Raw genomic sequence first — 18,680 nt, 5'->3', positions numbered from 1 at the left:
AAATCTCAACCGGATTCGACACGCTCGCCGCTGGCGTAGGCGGGTACGCCGAAGATGCGCCGGAATGAGTCCTCGCCGTGGCTGGTCGGCTTGGGCTCCCCGGGCAGCAGCCGGAAGGTACGCACACCATCGGGTCGGCGCTGGGCCCGCAAGAACAAGTCCGCCGGGTTGTGGCGCACATACAGACTGTGGGCGAGGTCGTAGAGATGGGTGACGAACACGACTTTGACGCCGCTGTCCACCATGGCGTAAATGATTCCGCGTGCGATCTGCGAACCCTCGCGTTCATTGGTCGAGGCAAAGGATTCGTTGCACAACAACAGCGATGTGGGCTCGATGTACTCGGCGATCTCACTCATCCGGGCGAGTTCTTCGTCGAGCTTGCCGCGCGTCAGGGTGATGTCTTCTTCGCGTTTGAAATGGGTGAAAACGCCGTCGCGGACGTTGGCGCGAAACGATTCAGCAGTGACGAACATACCGGCCTGCATCATCACCTGGGCCGCGCCCACACTGCGCAAAAACGTGGACTTGCCACCTTCGTTTGCGCCGGTGATCACGATCAGCGATTTGCCGTCGGCGTCGATGTCGTTGCCGACGACCTTTTTAACAGTGGTCAGACACAGCCCCACATCCCGTAGATCGCGGCACTGGAGTTCCGGCACATCGGCCGGCGTTGGCACCGGAAAACACGTCGGGACACCGAATTTGGTGAGCTCATCACGCAGGTTGAGGCACCCGAGGTAGAACCCGACTTCGGTACGCAATCGCTCGAAGAATCCCTGGACGTGGTCGGCGGATTGAGTGACGACGTTGGCGACGTCGTTGATAGCACGTCCGGCCAATTCGGTGAGGGCCTGCGCTCCTGCGTCGTCGCGGTCGTCCACTGTGAACCCAGATGCGTCGCTGTGGTTTCCGGTCAACCGTTCCCACCAGCTGCGCCGGGGCGCTTGGTGAAGCATGTAGCGTTCGCCTTTGTTGCCGACTCCCAGCTGCGCGCTGAGCAAAACGCCTCGCGGCAGCGCTAACTCGCTGAGGTGCTCGTCGAGCCTGCGTAGGTAGTCATCGGAAAGCTGTTCGGCGATCATGGCCACCAACTGCCGAAAGCCGGGAGAGCGAAACTGGCTCCCGTGTTGGTCGCAGACGCTGCGTATCTGTATGAGGTTCTCGGTGAGCAGTTCGAGGACGCGGATCGAGCGGCGCAGGATTGACTCGGGATTGCGCGACATCAACCCGCCCAGAAATACCTTGCGCCGCACTTCGGCGCCGTCCACCGCGATGTCATACATCTGTTGCACCACAGGACGGTTCGCGAGACAGTCGGCCAACACCTGTTGGCGGTAGACGATGATGTCCGGGTCGGCGACGCCCAGCGGTACCACCCGCTTTGCGGTTTCGAGCAGAAACTCGTCATTACCCGCCATGGCTTGGTAGACCCGCCGAAGCTCGAGGTCGTCGTCGATGATGTCCTGCAACTGCCACGGCAGCGTCGGTTTGAGTTCGGGGTCAGATTCGGGATGTAGCAGACGAACTCTCATCGCCCGATCCTTTGTCGCAGTACCTCAGGGTTCAGCGCATATTTATCGGCTAATGCCGCGGCATAGGCCAGGCCGTCCGCCGGCCGCCGGGTGAACTTGAAAGTCCGACGGGTCGGATCGTCGCGCGCGACTTCACCGACCATGCTGGCGCATGCCGGATCGAGGGTGGACAGTTCGTCCAAGAAGGTGACATAGACGGCCACGCAGCCCAGCTTGATGATGCGTTGGAGAACCTCCGTGCCGATCAGCAGGGCGTCGTCGGCGGTGGTGGACGAGAAGCTTTCGTTCATGATGACGATGCTCGCCTCGGTGGCGCGGCAAAGGATGTCGTGAATTCGCACCAGCTCGTCGTCGAGCTTTCCATGCAAGGTCGACAAAGACTCCTGTCGCTCGAAGTGGGTATAGATGTGGTCGGGCAGCATGAGCTTGGCCCGTCTTGCGGGTATCGGACAGCCCAGTGCGGCAAGATAGGCGCACTGGCCGATTGTTCTGGCGAACGTGGTTTTGCCGCCCTGATTGGGACCCGTTACTACGAAAATGCGCTCCGGTCCCGACAGCCGAAAGTCGTTACATACGATGGGTTTGTCTTCGTCAATCGATTTGATCGCCAGTGCCAGATCGAAGGCGTCGTCTACATCGACCGCGGTGGTTTCTGTGGTGACTTCCGGAAAAGTGAAAGCAAGCCCGGCCGCGGTGAAGCGGTGCACAAAGGCCAAATAGGCCAGATAGAAGCGGATCTCACGGTCGAAGCGAGCGATGGTGCGTTCGACGAAGTGCTGATTGCGGCGGCAGTATTCGTCGAGCAGCGCGAACACATCCGGATAGAGTTTGGCGACGCGCTCAAGGATCTGCTCCTCGACGTGGTTCATGTCGGGAAAGTCTTTGAGCGGCACACGGTAATCCTTGGTCGCCTCGGTGGCGAACCGGTCAAAGGTTGCGACCACTGCATTGCTGTAGTCGCCTTGGCCCTCGAATTTGTCGACATGCACCCGCAAGCCCTGGATGTGCACGGTGTAGCGAACATTGCGCAACTCGGCTCGTACCGCTTGGGTGTCAGCTACCAGTGCTTTGAAGGTGTCGCTGTCGACGTACTGGTTCACATGGTCGGCGAAGGCGCGCAACCCAGGAGAAGCCGGCTCGACCCGGATCAGATCGTCCCGCAGCGATTCCACCGCGGCGCGATAGGCTTCGACCGCGTCGACAAACCAACCTTGCCGTTGCAGTGGGTGCCACAGGTGCTGGGCCCGGTCGAGACGCCGCCGCATCGTGCGCATGCCGTCGACGAAGTTTTGGATTGCCCGACGCATCTGGTCGCGGTCGAGATCGCGGAATACCCGATGGCGGTAGTCGACTGCGGAAACGTCGCGCAACGGGGCGTAAAAGAAGTTCTCCAGATGATCGTCGGAATGGCCGCCGGTTACCGCGGCGATGATGTCGTCGAGGTGCAGATCGGGAAAGCAACTCGGAGCCACATCGGCAGCGACCACCGTCTCGGGATAGGGGGAAAGGATGCTGGTAAAGCCCGCCATTGGCACCGACCTCCGCACAAATCTGTGGTAGAAGCCATCAGCCTTTGGTGGCGGTCAAGGCGAGCTTCATCGCCTGGCCTGATGCTACCCGGCGCCCGTTTCGGCGTGTCAATGGACAGTTGGCGGGTTGTCGAGTCCGCCGAGCCACTAGCTGCCGGTTTGGCCGTAAGCCCATTGCATCGCCGTCTGATGTTGGTCAGGGCATAGTTCGCTGGTTGCTGCCCCGATGATCGCCCCGGCATCACGAGTGGTGAAGCCGCCGTTGTTCTTCAGTGTCGAGACCACCGCTGGGACATCGGCACCGTTGCGCAGTTCGTCGCACACCGATGAGCCCCAGTGCACGGCGTCGGGTTGCGACACATAGCTAACGTGGTTTCTGTCCAGCCGTGCGAGGTATCCAGCGTGGTCGGCGCTGGCGGGCACTGCCAGACAAACCGCGGCGACGGCGAGTCCACTTGTGAGAGTTAGTGTTCGAAACATCATTCTCCTTAACTGGCTTGTGCTGAGGTTTTGTTGCTCATCGAACTTGTGGAGCGGCCGTCATAGCGGACGGCGCGGCGTTCTGACACCGGAAAGGCGTTGCTTCTCGGTGAATTCTTCGTCGGTGAGATCTCCAGATTCGCGCAAGACGGCAAGGGCGAGTTCCCGCAGTTCGGCAGAGATCGCCGGCGCGGGATTGCCCGGCGGTTGTGGCTCCACGCGCGTTGTAGGTGCCATCGTAGGCGTGCGCTGCTGGCGGGCAGGGCTGACGGTGTTGCCGATGGCGCTGCCGGCCATACCGGCCAGGGCCATGCCGCTGACTAAGCTTCCCGGGTTTCCTGGCATCGCCGCTGGGGCGGCGGCGGTGCTGGTGAATGGCACCGCCAAGGCGGCAGCGCGTATCGCGGGGGCGGCAGTGGCCCAGCCTCGCGGCACGGACAGCGCGCCGAGCGAAGACGCCTGGCCAATGCTGGCCGATACCGGCGGTGTGGTCTTGAAGCCGGCACCCGCTGGGCCCTCCGGAAGCGGTGGGGGCGGCAGGAATGGCGCGCCTGGCACGCCGCCCCGAATGATGCCTTCGGCGGCCTCAGATCTTTCGCGTTGCTCCTGTAGCGCGATGTTGCGTGACGCCACCGCGGCCGACAGGAAGGAGAGGCGGCGCGCTCGTCGACGATGCGGCAGTGCTGGTCGTGGACGCGGTGGCGCTCGGGATCGACAGCAACGACAGCAACGACAGCGGCGACGGCGCTGCCGGCGGGTCGGCCGGTGCGGGTGCTGCGAGACTCTGCAACGCCCCGGGCACGGCCGACATGATCGACGACGCGTGGGCCGCGGACGACGTGCCGACCGTGTGGCCGACCGCGGCGGCCTGGGCGCCTAACCCGGCCGGGTTCGTGGTGATCGGCGGCGGGGCGAACGGTGTCAGCGTCGCAGCGTGCGCCGAAGTCGCGGCATACCCATACATCGCCGCGGCATCCTGGGCCCACATCTGTAGGTACTGCGCTTCGGTGGCCGCGATCGCCGGGGTGTTTTGACCCAGGAAGTTGGTCGCGATCAGCGACATCAGCAGGCTGCGGTTGGCCTCGATCACCGGCGGGGGCACGGTCATCGCAAACGCTGCCTCGTAGGCAACCACGGCCGCCTTGGCCTGGGCGGCGACTTGTTCCGCCTGGGTGGCCGTGGCCGTCAACCACGCCGCGTAGGGTGCGGCCGCAGCGGCCATCGACGCCGAAGCCGGGCCCAGCCAGGGCCCGCCGGTCAGCCCCGCGACCACTGCGCCATGGGCGGCCGCGGCAGAGTGCAGGTTGGCGGCCAGCGCATCCCAGGCGGCCGCGGCAGCCAGCATGGGTCCCGACCCCGGGCCGGTATACATTCTGCCGGAGTTGACCTCCGGCGGTAACGCCCCAAAGTCCATGCCACACCTCTCATCTGGCCGCGATGGCGTTAGCAGCCTCGGTGGCCGCATACGATGCGGCACTGGTATTCAGCGTGGTCGCGAACAGCTCGTGAATGGTCTCGGCTTGCGCGCCGACAGCCTGATACATCTGGGCGTGCATGGCGAATTGCATTGCGGTGAGCGTCGAGACCTCATCGGCGGCGGCGGGGATCACCCCGGTCGTGGGCGCGGCCGCAGCCGCGTTGTGGGCGGCCATCGCCGTGCCGATCCCCCGTAAATCGGCGGCCGCAGCAGCCAGCATTTCCGGCTGTGTGGTGACAAAAGACATGGCTCTACCTCCCTTAGCCTAAATCCGTGGATGGTTCCGGTGATTTGATCGGCGTGTGAACAGCGAAAATGCCTTCTGAACTGGGACAATACGAGTGCTGAGGCCGCATTTGTCCATAGTCCGGGAAGGCACTTTCGATGCACTCATCGTATACGTTCACCACCGGATCGGCGGTGTTTGACGAGCAGAATCTGCTGTCGGCGGCCGGGTTGGTGCCAGTGCTGGAACTGGCTGAGCAGACCGGTCTTTCGGAATTGATCAACGAGCGCGTGGATCTGCCGTCGACTCGGGTGAAGTCCGGCGCGGTCAACCCGGCTGGCAAGCTGACCTCGATCGTCGCCGGGATGATGTGCGGCGCGGACAGCATCGATGATGCCAATGTGCTGCGCGCCGGCGGCACACCCCGGGTGTTCAACGAGGTATATGCCCCATCGACGTTGGGGATCTTTTTGCGCGAGTTCACCTTCGGGCATACCAAACAACTCGCCGCAGTGGCCCGCGAGCATCTGATCGCACTGGCGGCGCGCACCCCGCTGCTGGCTGGCGCCGACGAGCGGATGTTTTTGGACATCGACTCGCTGCTGCGCCCGGTCTACGGCCACGCCAAGCAGGGCGCCTCCTTCGGTCATGCCAAGATCGCCAGCCGCGCGCTGCTGCGGCTGGGCCTGTCCCCACAGATCACCACCATCTCCACGGCGACCGCCGCGCCGGTGATCGCCGAGGCGCAGCTACGGAGCGGCAAAGCCGCCTCCGGGCGCGGTGCCGCATACCAGCTCAAGCAGGCGATCACCACCGCGAAAGCGATCAACCCCGACGCGCCGATCCTGGTGCGCGGCGACTCAATGTTTGGCACCAAGAAAGTGATCACCACCTGCATTCAGCGAGGCGCCGAATTCTCCCTGTCGATCAGCCGCAACAAGCGCATCAACGCCGCGATCGCCGCCATCGACGAGGCCGCCTGGACCCCGGTGCACTACCCGGGCGCGGTCGAAGACCCCGACACCGGGGCGTTGATCTCCGATGCCCAGGTCGCCGAAACCCCTACACCCTGCGCCTGGCCCGCGGCCGAACACTGACCGTGCGGCTGGTAGTGCGCCGGGTCAAAGACGCCCGCCACCTGGATGCGTTGTTTCCGGTGTGGCGCTATCACCCGTTTGTCACCAACTCCGCGCTGCCGGTCGACCAGGCCGATATCACCCACCGACGCCACGCCATCATCGAAACCACCTTCGCCGATTTAATCGACGGCCCACTGGCACACATCCCGTCGGGGCTGTTCGCGGCCAACTGCGCCTGGCTGGCCTGCGCGGTGATCGCCCATAACCTGCTGCGCGCCGTCGGCACCCTCGCCGGTGGCCACCATGCCGTGGCCCGCGGGGCTACCCTGCGCCGCGACCTGATCAACATCCCGGCCCGCTTCGCCGCCCCGGCCCGCAAACCAATGCTGCACCTACCCGCCCACTGGCATTGGCGAGCCAGATGGAAGGCCCTGTGGCACAACGTCATCGGTTACCCGATCGCGCAACCCCGCGCCGCCTGACCCCACCTTCCAAGCCCTGTCCGCCCCGCCATCCCAGGCCCGACCCAAGGAACCCAAAGGAAAGCTGGTACAGGCCAGCGGATCACCCACGCCCCACCGCGCCACACTCGGCCGCATCCCAAAACAACCGCGTCGACGGCAACACGAAATCACCCATCCACGGATTCAGGCTTAGAGATATGTCGAGGACCGGCGGGTGAGGGTGATGCAGAGCGCCCGCGCTACGGAGGACTCCCTCGAGCTTCTTTGCTTCTGTGTGCCGCTTTGCTTGCAAACACGCTGTGGCAGAAGCACTTACGAAGAGTCGACCGGGCCTGTGCAGCACGCACTTTAGTGTGCCGCCGCGGTCGGTCGAGCACCTGTCGCACGCGCATTACGGGGTAATCGAGTGCGGCTACCCGACGTTCACCCAGCCCGGTTCCGCCTATCCGCCGAGTGCCACCGGCACATCGGAAACACCACAGTAAGACCTGAACAAGGAATGCCACCAACCGCTCACCTACCTTCTACCCGACTCTCAGTCAGTCACGGGTAGAAGCCATTAGCCGTTGTGGCAGTTCAAGGCGAGCCTCATCGCCTGTCCGCGATGTTAGCCCACGGTTAACGGGACGTGCAAGTGAAGACACGCGCGCTCCGCTGGCGAATTTCCCTGCGGCGCGCGATGATGGACTGTGGTGGTGGGGCTCGCCGTAACCGCGGATGGCGCCGACAGTCCCTGAATGTCCTACCAGGGAAGACGGATGTCCACGACAACAGCGCAGGAGCCATCGTGAGTTCCCCGATGCGCCCAATCAGAAATCCCGCGCGCTTCGACGTCATGTTCTGGCTACCACCGGGCGGCACCGACAACGGCGTCTTTGCCAGCGCATGGGCGGAGCTCGCCGACGTTGGGCCCGATGATATCGACCCCGTGCTTAGTTTGCTCGCCGAGGCCGGCATTGGCGGTTACGTGGCGACACCGGGTGGTCGTTGGCGGCCCGGGCAGGCGGCAATCCGGCGCCTGTGGGTGGATTCACTGCAATACCACCGGGCTGAAGACGTCCTCATGACCTATCTGCACACTCGAGATCGGTCCTGACCGCTCGCTGTCGGCGATCGCCCGCATTGTGGGATCACGCAGCGATCACGCTCGGCTTGACCCACGGCGTCGCCGTTGGTTAACTTGCACCGGCGATGGAGCCCGTCCGGAAGTGCGACTTCCGAACCGCCACAAGGCTGATGGCTTCTACGAACGAAGGGGTCGTAGGTGGCGTGTGCTCATTTTCGCCGTCGCTCAACGCTCACGGCGGTAAGGCGATGACTTCCGTCGACGACTCGTTGGTCGAATTGCGTTGTGCGGTGGCGGTGGTCCGCGGCGATGCGGTGCTGCTGCTGCAGCGTCCCGACCGCGGCGACTGGGTGCTGCCCGGCGGGCGCCCGCATCCGCACGAAGGCATGGCATCCTGCGCGCGGCGGGAGACACGCGAGGAGACCGGTCTCGACGTGTACCCCAACAGGTGTGCCCTGGTCCTCGAAGTCAATGACCCCGTCGAGCATCGGCGCATTGTCGAGCTGGTCTTCATCGCTGAGGACTTCGACACTGCTGCCACTCCCGTTGCCCGCGAGCCGGACCGGCGGCCGGTGTGGGTTGGTTGGGACGAGCTGAGGACCGTCACTCTGCATCCACCGATCGCCGGGTTTCTTCCGGACCTGCGCCGTGGTGGATACGCCCGCTACCTGGGCAACCTGTGGCGCCCGGATCCGGGTGATCGATGACATCGTTGCCGCTACCACTGATCCAGGGTTTGCAGGTGGTGACCGTTGCTGCTGGTGCGCCAGGCATCAGTGGCTTCATCTCCTGGTTGGAAGCGCGGCTGCAGGGCCGCCGTGGTCCACGGATATTGCAGCCCTACTTCGACTTAGTGAAGCTCTTCGGCAAAGAGTCGCTGACACCAAACGGCGCGGGTCCATTCTTTCGCCTGGCGCCGGTCGCATCGTTTGCCTGCTACCTGACCGTTCCGATGTTGATTCCGGTGCTCACCAGTTACGCGCTGCCCCTGGGATACATGGGTGACATCCTCGGTGGGGGATTGATTCTGGCGTTTGCGAGCTTCCTGGTTGCTGTCGGTGCGGCCGAAACCGGCGATGCATACGCACAACTGGCTTCAAGCCGTGCCAAGACATTCGCTGCGATCACCGAGCCTGTCATGCTGTTGGTCGTTTTCACGGTCGCGATGATCACCACCACCGACCTGCCGTATGTGCTAGGAGCGACGGTCCGCAGCGGGCCCGACCAGATCGTGCGGCCCGCGCACCTACTCGCCTCCGCAGCGCTGTTCATGGTGATCCTGTATGAGACTGCCCGGATTCCAGTTGAAACACACACCGGCACAATCGAATTCGGGATGATCGAAACGGGGCGCGCATTCGAGTATTCCGGGCCAGACCTGGCCCTGCTGCACTGGGGATCGGCGGCCAAACAGTTCGTGCTGTACATCATTTTGCTGAACGTATTCGTCGCCCCCTGGGGGATGGCCGAGGGCACCTCCCCGCTTGAGATAGGGCTGGCCATCGCCGCGATATTGGCAAAGGCGATATTGCTCGGCTGTGCCATCGCCGTACTGGACAACAGCTACGCCAAACTGCGGCTCTATAAGATCACCGAATTCGTCTCGGCCGCACTGCTGCTCGCCGTCCTCGCGGTTTTCACCCTCTACTTGGGGGGCGGCTGATGGCGTTAGCGGATAACCAGTTCGTTCCCACCGTTTACGACGGAACCGCGAATACGGTTGCGCTGATCGTGCTGCTGCTGGAATTCGGGATGCTGCGGCAGGCGCTGTTGCGTGGCCAAGTGCGGCTGTACGCAGGACAGTCCCTGGCTGTCAGCGTGCTGGCCGCCGTCGTGGCCTTCCATCATCACGTTCCCGAGTTGTACGCGCTGGCTATCCTGTCCTTCTTGCTCAAGGTGATCGCTGTGCCATTGCTGGTGATGCGGCTGCTTCGGGAAGCACCCGAGGAGATTGCCGGCAGCGGCGTGGTCGGAGTTGCAAGCCAAGTGCTGATCTCGATCGGCATTGGCGCGTCCGGGTTTTTCTCGGTCGGCGTGCTTGGCATCCATTCCGAGGTGCTGCCCACCACTGCGCTGAGCCTGTCGGTGGCGGTCGTGCTGGTCGCGTTCGTCTTGATGATCGTTCGCCGCGACGTCGTCAGCCAGGCCATTGGATTCTTCTCCCTGGAAAACGGCGCGTCGCTGGCCAGTCTGGTGGTCGCTGCAGGGATGCCGCTGATCCTGGAGGTGGCTTTCCTGTTCGATCTGCTGGTAGCCGTGGTGGTGTTCGGAGTGCTGATGCGCACCCATCAACGGCGGACTCTGTCACTATCCACCGAGACACTCGACCGGCTCAGGGGGTAGCCGATGTCCGCTTTGATGGTGTTGCTCGTTGCCTTGCCACTGGTCAGCATGCTCATCTGTGTCCGGGCGCCACATCGGGTCGCCGCGGCGACGACCGCGCTGACCGGGATCGTTGCCCTGCTGCTCGCGGCGGCGTTGGTGCCGCAGAGCCTCGAGGGCACCATCAGTGCGGGGCACTACCTGCGCGCTGATGCGCTATCAGTGATCTTTTTGTTGGGAACCTGTTTTCTGTACGCGACCGTAGGGGTCTACTCCATCGGCTATTTCGCCGACGAGGAGCGGGCCGTGCGTTCCGACACCGCGGACGAGCAAGAGCTATTCGCTCGCTACAGCACTCGTTTTTTCCTTGGGCTGAATGCGTTTGCCTGGTCGATGATCTGTGCGCCGCTGGTGAACAGCTTGGCCGTACTGTGGATCGCGGTCGAAATCACCACGGTGGTCTCGGCGCTGCTGGTGGCATTGGATAACACAGAGGGGGCAACCGAGGCCGCATGGAAGTATGTGTTGATCGCTTCCTCTGGACTGGGAATCGCATTGCTGGCCACCATTTTCATGTACTACTCAGGGGCACGGGTGCTCGGCGAGTCCTACGACTTGGCGTTCGACCCGTTGGTCGCTGCTGGCAGTCAACTACCTGACACCCCAGTACGATTGGCGTTCGTCTTGGCAGTGGTGGGGTTCGGCACCAAGGTCGGTCTGTTTCCGGTGCACACCTGGCTTCCGGATGCCCACGCCGAGGCACCCACACCGGTTTCGGCGCTGCTATCGGGATCGCTGCTCGCGGTGAGCTTCTACGCGATTCTGCGTTACTACCAGATCGCCGTGGCAGCGCTGGGACCGCGCTTCCCGCAAACCGTGTTGCTGGTCTTCGGCGTGCTGTCACTGCTTCTGGCAGCGCTGTATCTGCTCGAGCAGCGGGATATCAAACGGTTGCTTGCCTATTCGAGCGTCGAACATATGGGCATCATCGCGATCGGTGTCAGCTTCGGGGCGCCGATCGCGTTTTCCGGGGTGCTGTTGCATGTCCTCGCGCACGCTGCCGCCAAGGCCAACGCGTTCATGGGCGCTGGTGTGCTCGTGCGCAAGTTCGGCACCAAGGAGCTCGGCCGCATGGCGCAGGGCGTCGCGCTGCTACCGTGGTCAGGACCGATGTTCTTGGTTGCCGTTCTGGCATTGTCGGCGATGCCGCCATTCGGCTTGTTTCGCAGCGAATTCCAGATCGTTTCCGGCGGCTTCACCCACAGCCGCAACATCGCCACGGTCGCGCTGGTCATCCTGGTCAACCTGGCCTTCCTCGGCCTGACGCTGGCGACGACGCAGATCTTGTTCCGGCCTGCGTCGGAGGTATCTGCCACCGGGCAGGCGGCATTGGGTCGCGGTGAACCCAGCCGCTGGATGGTGGCACCGGTGGTGGTGGGTGTGTTGGTCCTCGTGGTATTGGGGTTGGCGCCACCGTCGGATCTGGTCGACCTGCTCAACCGCGGCGCCACTGAACTCGGGGCAGGTGTGCAGTGAACACCACGACAACGGCCACTGTGGTCGATCTGAGCCTAGCTGAATGGCGCACGCGGATCGTCGATCTCGTCGCGCAGGGTGAGCGATTCGCCGGGGTTTACAGCACCCATCGCGGCGATGCGGCGCAACTGCACGCCTTGCTCGTCGGTGCCGGCTCGGTGGCCTGCCTGCGGACCGAGTTGTCACCGCAAACAGACGGCTCGCTGTCCTACCCGTCGCTGACACCCGATGTGCCCGCGGCGTTTTGGTACGAACGCGCGCTGCACGATCTCTCCGGTGTGGTGCCGACCGGGCATCCGCGGCTGGACCCCCTGCTGCTGCCCCGCGAACCCGGGCAACCCAGGCCGCGCCCTGGACATGCCGAACAAGCGACCCTTGAACGGCACATCCACTCCCGCGCGGCAGAGCAGCATGGGCCCGTCGACGTCAGAGGTGGCGGCGTGTTCACGCTGCCGCTCGGGCCGGTGCGCTCGGGGGTGTTCGAATCGATCGAATTTCTCATCGAAACGCCCGGCGAGGACATCCCGCATCTGAACATTCGGCCCCACTACAAGCATCGCGGTATCGCCAAGCGGTTCGAATCGTTGCCGGTGAGCGACGGGATTTTGGTTGCCGAACGGGTGGAGGGCGTCGCGTCGATCGCCCACGCACTGGCGTTCGCCCACGCCGTCGAGACACTTGCTGATGTGACCCCGCCGCCACGCGCGCGCATGGCACGGGTGATCCACGCCGAGCTAGAACGCATCGCCAACCACCTCGACGTGGTGATGCGGCTCTGCGATGCGGCCGGGATCGCCGTACCGACCGCGAGGTTCGGCTGGCACAAGGAGTGTGTGCTGCGGTTGGTCTCGGCGCTGTGCGGCAACAGGTTTGGTCGCTCGGTCGTCTGCCCCGGTGGCGTCAACGCCGAGCCGCGATTGACGCCGGCTGCTATTTCCGAACACGTCGGTGCCCTCCTTCGCCGCATCCACGGCGATCGGGACGCGTTGATGGTGGACGCGTCTTTCCTCGACCGGCTGCGGGGCACGGGGCAGCTCGACCCGGCGCTGGCCCGCTCGCACGGCGCGCTCGGCCCGGTGGGCCGCGGGTCGGGTTGCGACGACGATGCTCGCCAGCGCACCTACGACGGCTACGCCGAACTTCCGCCCATCGACGCGTCCGCGATCGACGACCGCGGTGACGCACTGGCCCGGCTGCGGGTGCGGTGGACCGAAATCGACGATGCCGCTCGGTTCATCGCACGGGCCTGCGAGCGGCTCGAAACGATTTCCGACCCACACATCGCCGCCCCGGTACCAACCGTCGACGGCTTCGCGCTGGGCTGGGCCGAGGCGCCGCAGGGCGAGGTGATCTACGGCCTCGAGGTACGCGACGGGGTGATCCGGCGTTGTTTTGCGCGCACGGCCTCGCTGCACAACATGCTGCTTTTCCACGACGTGTTCGGCGGCGACGTCTTCACCGACTTTCCGTTTATCGAAGCAAGTTTCGGCCTGTGCTATGCCGGGGTGGCGATGTAGATGCCGTGGGTGTTCAGAGGATTGCGGGACGGGGTCGTCACCACTCGATGGCCCAAGCACGCCGACGAGTACTTCGACCAATTTCCCGCTGCGGTCCGCGTGGTCGGCGATCCGGGCGCGACGGTGCCGGACGAAGTTGCCCAGGCGGCTGCCGCATGCCCGACCGATGCGATCTCGGTGCAGCCACGGCCACGGCTGGACCGGGGCCGCTGCATTGTGTGCGGGCGCTGCGTCAACCTGGCTCCTACCTGGTTTGCCTGGGAAAAAGGCTGCGCCACCGCGGAACTGGCCCGGTCAGCGCTGGTGGTGGGAGAAGTCGACGAAAGCGACGAGGCACTCGACGAGCTGCGCGCGAGCCTGGCCCGCCGGGTGCGTAGGCTGCGGCGCTCGGTGCATATTCGTCATGTCGACGCCGGGTCCAACGGCAGCGACGAATGGGAGATCCAGGCGCTGACCAACCCGGTCTACGACGTGCACCGCCTCGGAATCTTCTTCACCGCCAGCCCTCGTCATGCCGACATCTTGCTGGTGACGGGCATCGGTGTGTCCGGGATGGTCGAGCCGCTGCGCCGCACGCTCGACGCGATGCCCGCACCGACCGTGGTCATCGCCGTCGGCACCGATGCCATCAGCGGAGGGGTCCTCGGCGGCGGATACATCGGAGGTACCGGAGTCTCCGACTTGGTGCCTGTTGACGTGTGGGTGCCCGGCGCGCCGGCCTCGCCGTTCAGTGTGCTGCACGGCATCCTGCTCGCACTGGGTCGGGTTCCGTTGCGCCAGAAGAGGAGCGCGCAGTGATCGCCGTGGGACTGGCCTTGACGGCAGCGGCGGTATTGATCGGCTGGTGCGCGGGGATGGGGGGCACCGACCGGGCACAACTGCGTCTGGGCCTTACCGCGTGGGGGTTGAACGTCGCCGCTGCATCGGTGTTCGTGATCGCCGGTGCCCGCGGATTATCCGGTCATACCGGGCGTTTGGAGCTTGGTGGGTTGGCTGGACTCGGCCCGGCCAGTATGAGCGTTGATGCGCTGTCGGGATTGTTCTTGATCGTTTCATTCGGGGTTGCGGTCCCGGTCCTGGCGGCCGCAGCGGCGTCGGCTAACCGCAATCGTCCCCGGCTGTCGGCCGCGGTCGGCGCTGCACTGGCCGCAGTCGCAGTGATCATCACCACCGACAACTTCTTCGTGCTGCTGTTCGGTTGGGAAACACTGACGATCGCCTTCTACCTGTTGGCCGGCTACGACCGCGGCTTGCCAGGCCGTATGGAGGCGTCGGTGATCACCGTGGTGTTCGGAAAGGCTAGCGGTGCTGCGGTGCTGCTAGGGGCTCTGCTGCTGGCTGGGCGTACGCATACTTTCGTTTTCACCGCGAGCGCGGTGGATCCACGCAGTGTTGCCGGCCAGACGGCGTATGCGCTGCTGCTCTTGGGTTTTGGCATCAAAGTTGGGCTCGTGCCCGCCCACATCTGGATGCCACGTGGTTATGCGGCGGCCCCGGGCCCAGCACGTGCCGTGATGGCCGGTGTGGCCGTCAACGTCGGCTTCTACGGAATGTGGCGCACACTGAACGCGCTGGGTCCGCCACCGGTCTGGCTGGCCTGCGTGGTGCTGGTCGTCGGGGGAGCGACGGCCATCCTGGGCATTGCCCACGCCGCGGTCAATGCGGACCTGGCGGCGTTGATCTCCTGGTCGAGCGTGGAAAATGCCGGGTTGATCACTGCCGGTTACGGGGTGGCGCTGATGGGGGCCTCGGCAGGTGAGCCGGGATTGATCGCCGCTGGGCTGGTGGCCGGTACCGCCCAAATGATGGCCCACGCTTTGGGCAAGACACTGCTGTTCGTGTCGGCCTCGACGATCGAGCAGGCAACCGGAACCACCGATCTGGACCGGCTGGGCGGGGTGGCGCGTCGCCTACCTTGGGCGGGAACGGGTTTGGTGGTCGGGTCGCTGACCCTGGCCGGATTGCCGTTGACTGCCGGATTCGCTTCGGAATGGTTAACGCTCGAGTCGTTGATGCAGCAGTTCCGGGTGTCCAGCCTTGCCCTGCAACTGTCGACCGCCGCGGCCGGAGCATTGATCGCGCTGACGGTCGGCATCGCGGCGGTGACGTTCGTGCGTGTCGTCGCGCTGACGGCTTTCGGACCGGTGCGCATCGGAGAGCCGCCGCTCGATCCCGGTCTTGCGCGCCCAGACCGCCAATGGCCGTACCGCTTCGGCGTCGGCGTGTTGGTGGCCGGCTGTCTGGGAATCGGCGCGTTCGCACCGATGCAGGTACGAGTGATCGGAGCTGGCCTGTTGCCGTTGGTAGGCAACAACGCAGCGGGAGCAAACGCCAAACCGTGGGTGCTCCAGCCGGTTTACGCAGAGTTCTCAGCGCTATCGCCGAGTTGGCTATGGATTGTGCTTCCCGCGATGGCGGCTGTGATCGCCGGGTTTAGCGCGATGTTCGCCGGCCGTAACCCGTTCCGGACCCGTCGGGTCGTCCCATGGTCGTCGGCGTCGCCGGGCGTCGACCGGGGGGTCGGTTACACGTCGTTCGGTTATGCCAACCCGGTTCGCACCGTGCTCTCGACGGTCCTGCTGACTCGATCCGAACTGGTCGACGCCGCAGACGGCCCTGCCGGTCGCACAGCTGTGCCGCGCACCTACCGCGTGGACGTCGTCGATGTCGTCGAACGATACTTCTACCGGCCACTGGCACAAGCACTGCTATTTGTGTCGCGATCCGCCAAGCTGCTTCAGTCCGGCCGTCTGGACGCCTACATGACCTACATGCTCATCGCGGTGCTGGCCGTTCTCGCGGTGGTGATCGCGACCGCCTGAGGCCAGCCGGTCAGCGGCGGGCCAAGCCGAAGCCTAAATCTGGCGCAGCAGCAGCGATTTCGAGGAGGCGATTGTATTTGGCGACTCTCTCCCCGCGGGCTGGAGCACCGGATTTGATTTGACCACACCCACAGCCTACCGCCAGGTCGGCGATAAACGAATCGTGAGTTTCACCTGAGCGGTGTGAAATCATCGCGCCGTATCCGGCCGCTCGGCACACGCTCAGCGCCTCAAGGGTTTCCGACACCGTGCCGATCTGATTGAGCTTGATCAACGCCGCATTACCGATACCGTTGCGCACCCCGGAAGCAATCAGGTCGGGGTTAGTCACGAAATTGTCGTCACCGACGAGTTGCACCCGCTCACCCAACACCTCGGTGAGCTTCTGCCAGCCCGCGGTGTCGTGCTCACCCATGCCATCCTCGATGCTCCACACTGGGAAAGCCTCGACGATGCCGCGGTAACGGTCGATTAGTTCGTCGCTGGTCAGCGATTCACCGCACAGCTGGTAGCGGCCGTCACGGTGGAATTCACTGGCGGCGGGATCCAGCGCAATGGCGATACCGTCTCGGCCGGACGTGTAGCCGGCATCGGCTATAGCCTGCGTAAGCAGTGCTAAAACGTCTTCAGGACAGTTAATTTCGGGTGCAAAGCCGCCTTCGTCTCCCAGACCGGTCGCAAGTTTGCGGTCGGCCAAAGCCGCCCCCAGCTGCCGGTACACCTCGGTGCCTGCGCGAACCGCTTCAGGCAACGACGGTGCGCCGAGCGGGGCGATCATGAATTCCTGGAAGTCGAGATCATTGATCGCGTGGGCCCCGCCGTTGATGACGTTGAAGTGTGGCACCGGCAACCGGGGAACCACTCCCGTCGGAATCAGCCACTGCCACAAAGGCTGCCCGGCATCAAGCGCGAATGCCCGTGCCGCGGTCATCGAAACCCCAATGATTGCGTTAGCGCCCAACCGGGACTTGTCGACGGTGCCGTCCAATTCCCGTAAGGTCTGATCGATCTGCTCCAGAGACGTAAACGGTAGACCGGTCAATCTGTCGGCGATCGGCCCGTTGACATGCGCCACAGCGCGCCGCACACCCAGGCCGCCATAGCGCTCGTCGTGGTCGCGCAGTTCGACAGCTTCCCGGCTGCCGGTCGACGCTCCGGACGGCACGCCGGCGCCGACCCGACGTCCGTCAGCAAGTGTTGCCCGCACCGACAACGTCGGCCGCCCCCGGGAATCCAAGATTTCGATCGCCGATATCGACGAAAACTGCACCGCCACTTACATTCCTCCCAATCGCAACCGACCGGACACAGATGTCTCGGTGTCCCGTCGAGCACGTGTGTGTCAGGAGGGACCGTTGGCCGTCCGCTGTGGACGTACGGTTGTGGCGAGCCCCACCGCCATCTCGGGAGAGAATCTACCAGCACGCTGGTTGGAACAACACAAAACACTTGCACCGCAACCGGAGGAGCCTGGTGGACGAGGACTGCCTCAAGCTCAGCGCGTACTTCGACGAGCGTCAGCGCACCCGCGGCCGGTTCCTCGCCGATGTGTTGCTCGGCATATACGAAGAGCGACGAGTGGCAACCAGCATAGTGCTGCGCGGCATTGCCGGCTTCGGCTCGCGGCACCAGCTAAGAAGCGACCAATCCCTGAGCTTGTCCGAGGACCCGCCCGTCGCTGTCATCGCGGTGGATACCAGGACAGCGATCGAGGCGCTACTCGAGCCGCGACTTGCGATGCCGCGACGCGGGTTAGTGACCCTCGAGCGGGCGCGCTTGCTGCGCGACGACATTGGACCCGTCCAGCTGTCCGACGATCTGCACGAGGCGACCAAACTGACGATCTACGTCGGTCGCAAGGAACGCGTCTACGGCGTTCCCGCATACATCGCGCTGTGCGACCTGATGTATCGGCGTCAGCTCGCGGGCGCGTCGGTATTCCTTGGCGTCGACGGAACCGTGCGTGGACAGCGCAAACGTGCCCGGTTCTTCGACCGCAACGCGGATGTACCGATGATGATCATTGCTGTCGGAAGCGGTGAGCGCATCGGGCGGGTGCTGCCAGAACTCGGTGGACTGCTGCGGCGGCCGCTCGTCACGCTTGAACGGGTCAGGGTGTGCAAGCGCGACGGCGAGATGCTGGAAAGACCGCATGCGCTACCGGGAACCGACGATCACGGGCTGCCGCTGTGGCAGAAGCTGATGGTCTATACCTCCGAGTCAGCCCGCTGTGACGGCATGCCCGTGCACCGTGCGCTGATCCACCGACTTCGGCAGCGCAGGGCGTCCCGGGGCGCGACGGTGTTGCGGGGAATCTGGGGCTTCCACGGCGACCACGAACCGCACGGCGATCGCCTGTTCTCGCTGGGCCGTCGGGTCCCGGTTGTCACCATCATCATCGACAGTCCCGACAACATTGCTGAATCCTTCGACGTGGTCGACGAACTCACCCGCGAGCACGGACTGGTGACCAGTGAGATGGTGCCCGCGCTGGTGACCGGCGACGATGACGGTCGCGGTGATGGCATGCGCATCGCACGCTACGGGTACTGATATCTGTTGCCTGGCAGCGCTGCCCTCCTGCAACCGCGTTGAACAACAGCGCAACGCGCGTAGAATCGGCTTCC

At 64.3% G+C, this 18,680-nt stretch carries 15 protein-coding genes, 2 pseudogenes and 3 riboswitches; of the genes and pseudogenes, 10 read left to right on the top strand and 7 right to left on the bottom strand.

Annotation, left to right across the window (positions count from 1 at the left end; genetic code table 11):
- Positions 1 to 5: 5 nt before the first annotated feature.
- From MYXE_RS15965 to MYXE_RS15940, 6 genes and pseudogenes are all read right to left on the bottom strand, one after another.
- The gene (locus MYXE_RS15965) at positions 6 to 1,535 is read right to left on the bottom strand and encodes a MutS-related protein (RefSeq protein ID WP_085193921.1); all 1,530 of its coding nucleotides are present in this window, start codon (positions 1,533 to 1,535) and stop codon (positions 6 to 8) included.
- Entirely contained in the window at positions 1,532 to 3,082 is a 1,551-nt protein-coding gene (locus tag MYXE_RS15960; RefSeq protein WP_232061627.1) for a MutS-related protein, read from the bottom strand. The genes MYXE_RS15965 and MYXE_RS15960 overlap by 4 nt, the downstream gene beginning before the upstream one ends.
- Before the next feature lie 3 nt (positions 3,083 to 3,085).
- Positions 3,086 to 3,147, bottom strand: a riboswitch (Fluoride riboswitch).
- 64 nt (positions 3,148 to 3,211) lie between these two features.
- Positions 3,212 to 3,424, bottom strand: coding sequence for a DUF732 domain-containing protein (locus MYXE_RS24615; protein WP_232061626.1), 213 nt, complete (start codon positions 3,422 to 3,424; stop codon positions 3,212 to 3,214).
- A 180-nt stretch (positions 3,425 to 3,604) separates the two neighbouring features.
- Entirely contained in the window at positions 3,605 to 4,177 is a 573-nt protein-coding gene (locus tag MYXE_RS15950) for a PE/PPE C-terminal domain-containing protein (protein ID WP_161552106.1), read from the bottom strand.
- 258 nt (positions 4,178 to 4,435) lie between these two features.
- Positions 4,436 to 4,958, bottom strand: a pseudogene (locus MYXE_RS15945) (PPE family protein); the annotation flags it as partial.
- 10 nt (positions 4,959 to 4,968) lie between these two features.
- On the bottom strand, positions 4,969 to 5,268 hold the full coding sequence (locus tag MYXE_RS15940) for a PE family protein (protein WP_085193927.1): 300 nt from the start codon (positions 5,266 to 5,268) through the stop codon (positions 4,969 to 4,971).
- A 137-nt stretch (positions 5,269 to 5,405) separates the two neighbouring features.
- Here MYXE_RS15940 and MYXE_RS15935 point away from each other — a divergent pair.
- The 9 genes and pseudogenes from MYXE_RS15935 to MYXE_RS15895 all read left to right on the top strand — a co-directional run bounded on the left by MYXE_RS15935 (position 5,406) and on the right by MYXE_RS15895 (position 16,053).
- Positions 5,406 to 6,808: pseudogene (locus MYXE_RS15935) on the top strand (IS1380 family transposase).
- A 525-nt stretch (positions 6,809 to 7,333) separates the two neighbouring features.
- Positions 7,334 to 7,395: riboswitch (Fluoride riboswitch) on the bottom strand.
- Positions 7,396 to 7,577: 182 nt separating this feature from the next.
- On the top strand, positions 7,578 to 7,886 hold the full coding sequence (locus MYXE_RS15930) for a hypothetical protein (RefSeq protein ID WP_039889550.1): 309 nt from the start codon (positions 7,578 to 7,580) through the stop codon (positions 7,884 to 7,886).
- 82 nt (positions 7,887 to 7,968) lie between these two features.
- Positions 7,969 to 8,043: riboswitch (Fluoride riboswitch) on the top strand.
- A 16-nt stretch (positions 8,044 to 8,059) separates the two neighbouring features.
- Positions 8,060 to 8,563 carry an NUDIX hydrolase gene (locus tag MYXE_RS15925; RefSeq protein WP_085194917.1) on the top strand — a complete coding sequence of 168 codons (504 nt, stop codon included), beginning with the start codon at positions 8,060 to 8,062 and terminating at the stop codon, positions 8,561 to 8,563.
- A 35-nt stretch (positions 8,564 to 8,598) separates the two neighbouring features.
- Positions 8,599 to 9,519 (top strand): respiratory chain complex I subunit 1 family protein, encoded by a 921-nt coding sequence (locus MYXE_RS15920; protein ID WP_232061840.1) that lies wholly within the window; start codon positions 8,599 to 8,601, stop codon positions 9,517 to 9,519.
- Complete coding sequence (locus tag MYXE_RS15915; protein ID WP_085194915.1) at positions 9,519 to 10,199, top strand: hydrogenase; 681 nt, start codon at positions 9,519 to 9,521, stop codon at positions 10,197 to 10,199. Before MYXE_RS15920 ends, MYXE_RS15915 begins: the two co-directional genes overlap by 1 nt.
- A 3-nt stretch (positions 10,200 to 10,202) precedes the next feature.
- The gene (locus MYXE_RS15910; protein ID WP_085194913.1) at positions 10,203 to 11,714 is read left to right on the top strand and encodes a proton-conducting transporter transmembrane domain-containing protein; all 1,512 of its coding nucleotides are present in this window, start codon (positions 10,203 to 10,205) and stop codon (positions 11,712 to 11,714) included.
- Positions 11,711 to 13,231 carry a hydrogenase large subunit gene (locus MYXE_RS15905; protein ID WP_085194911.1) on the top strand — a complete coding sequence of 507 codons (1,521 nt, stop codon included), beginning with the start codon at positions 11,711 to 11,713 and terminating at the stop codon, positions 13,229 to 13,231. Before MYXE_RS15910 ends, MYXE_RS15905 begins: the two co-directional genes overlap by 4 nt.
- A complete protein-coding gene (locus tag MYXE_RS15900) occupies positions 13,232 to 14,029 on the top strand; it encodes an NADH-quinone oxidoreductase subunit B family protein (protein ID WP_085194908.1) in 798 nt (265 codons plus the stop codon).
- Entirely contained in the window at positions 14,026 to 16,053 is a 2,028-nt protein-coding gene (locus MYXE_RS15895) for a proton-conducting transporter transmembrane domain-containing protein (RefSeq protein WP_085194906.1), read from the top strand. The genes MYXE_RS15900 and MYXE_RS15895 overlap by 4 nt, the downstream gene beginning before the upstream one ends.
- Positions 16,054 to 16,063: 10 nt before the next feature.
- On the opposite strand, the gene eno is transcribed toward MYXE_RS15895, so the two are convergent.
- The gene (gene eno, locus MYXE_RS15890) at positions 16,064 to 17,329 is read right to left on the bottom strand and encodes a phosphopyruvate hydratase (RefSeq protein ID WP_085194904.1); all 1,266 of its coding nucleotides are present in this window, start codon (positions 17,327 to 17,329) and stop codon (positions 16,064 to 16,066) included.
- 197 nt (positions 17,330 to 17,526) lie between these two features.
- Between eno and MYXE_RS15885 the strand changes: the two genes are divergently transcribed.
- Positions 17,527 to 18,606 carry a DUF190 domain-containing protein gene (locus MYXE_RS15885; RefSeq protein WP_085194903.1) on the top strand — a complete coding sequence of 360 codons (1,080 nt, stop codon included), beginning with the start codon at positions 17,527 to 17,529 and terminating at the stop codon, positions 18,604 to 18,606.
- The last annotated feature ends 74 nt before the right edge of the window (positions 18,607 to 18,680 follow it).

Origin of the sequence: Mycobacterium xenopi (assembly GCF_009936235.1) — a bacterium.
GTDB classification, from domain to species: Bacteria; Actinomycetota; Actinomycetes; order Mycobacteriales; family Mycobacteriaceae; genus Mycobacterium; species Mycobacterium xenopi.
The sequence above is the reverse complement of the archived record's forward strand: the minus strand, read 5'-3'. Positions and strand labels throughout refer to the sequence as shown.

Excerpts from the sequence above, each read along its gene's own strand:
- MYXE_RS15900 (WP_085194908.1), top strand. The coding sequence starts at position 13,232 with ATGCCGTGGGTGTTCAGAGGATTGCGGGACGGGGTCGTCACCACTCGA.
- MYXE_RS15910 (WP_085194913.1), top strand. The coding sequence starts at position 10,203 with ATGTCCGCTTTGATGGTGTTGCTCGTTGCCTTGCCACTGGTCAGCATG.
- MYXE_RS15915 (WP_085194915.1), top strand. The coding sequence starts at position 9,519 with ATGGCGTTAGCGGATAACCAGTTCGTTCCCACCGTTTACGACGGAACC.
- MYXE_RS15965 (WP_085193921.1), bottom strand. The coding sequence starts at position 1,535 with ATGAGAGTTCGTCTGCTACATCCCGAATCTGACCCCGAACTCAAACCG.
- MYXE_RS15940 (WP_085193927.1), bottom strand. The coding sequence starts at position 5,268 with ATGTCTTTTGTCACCACACAGCCGGAAATGCTGGCTGCTGCGGCCGCC.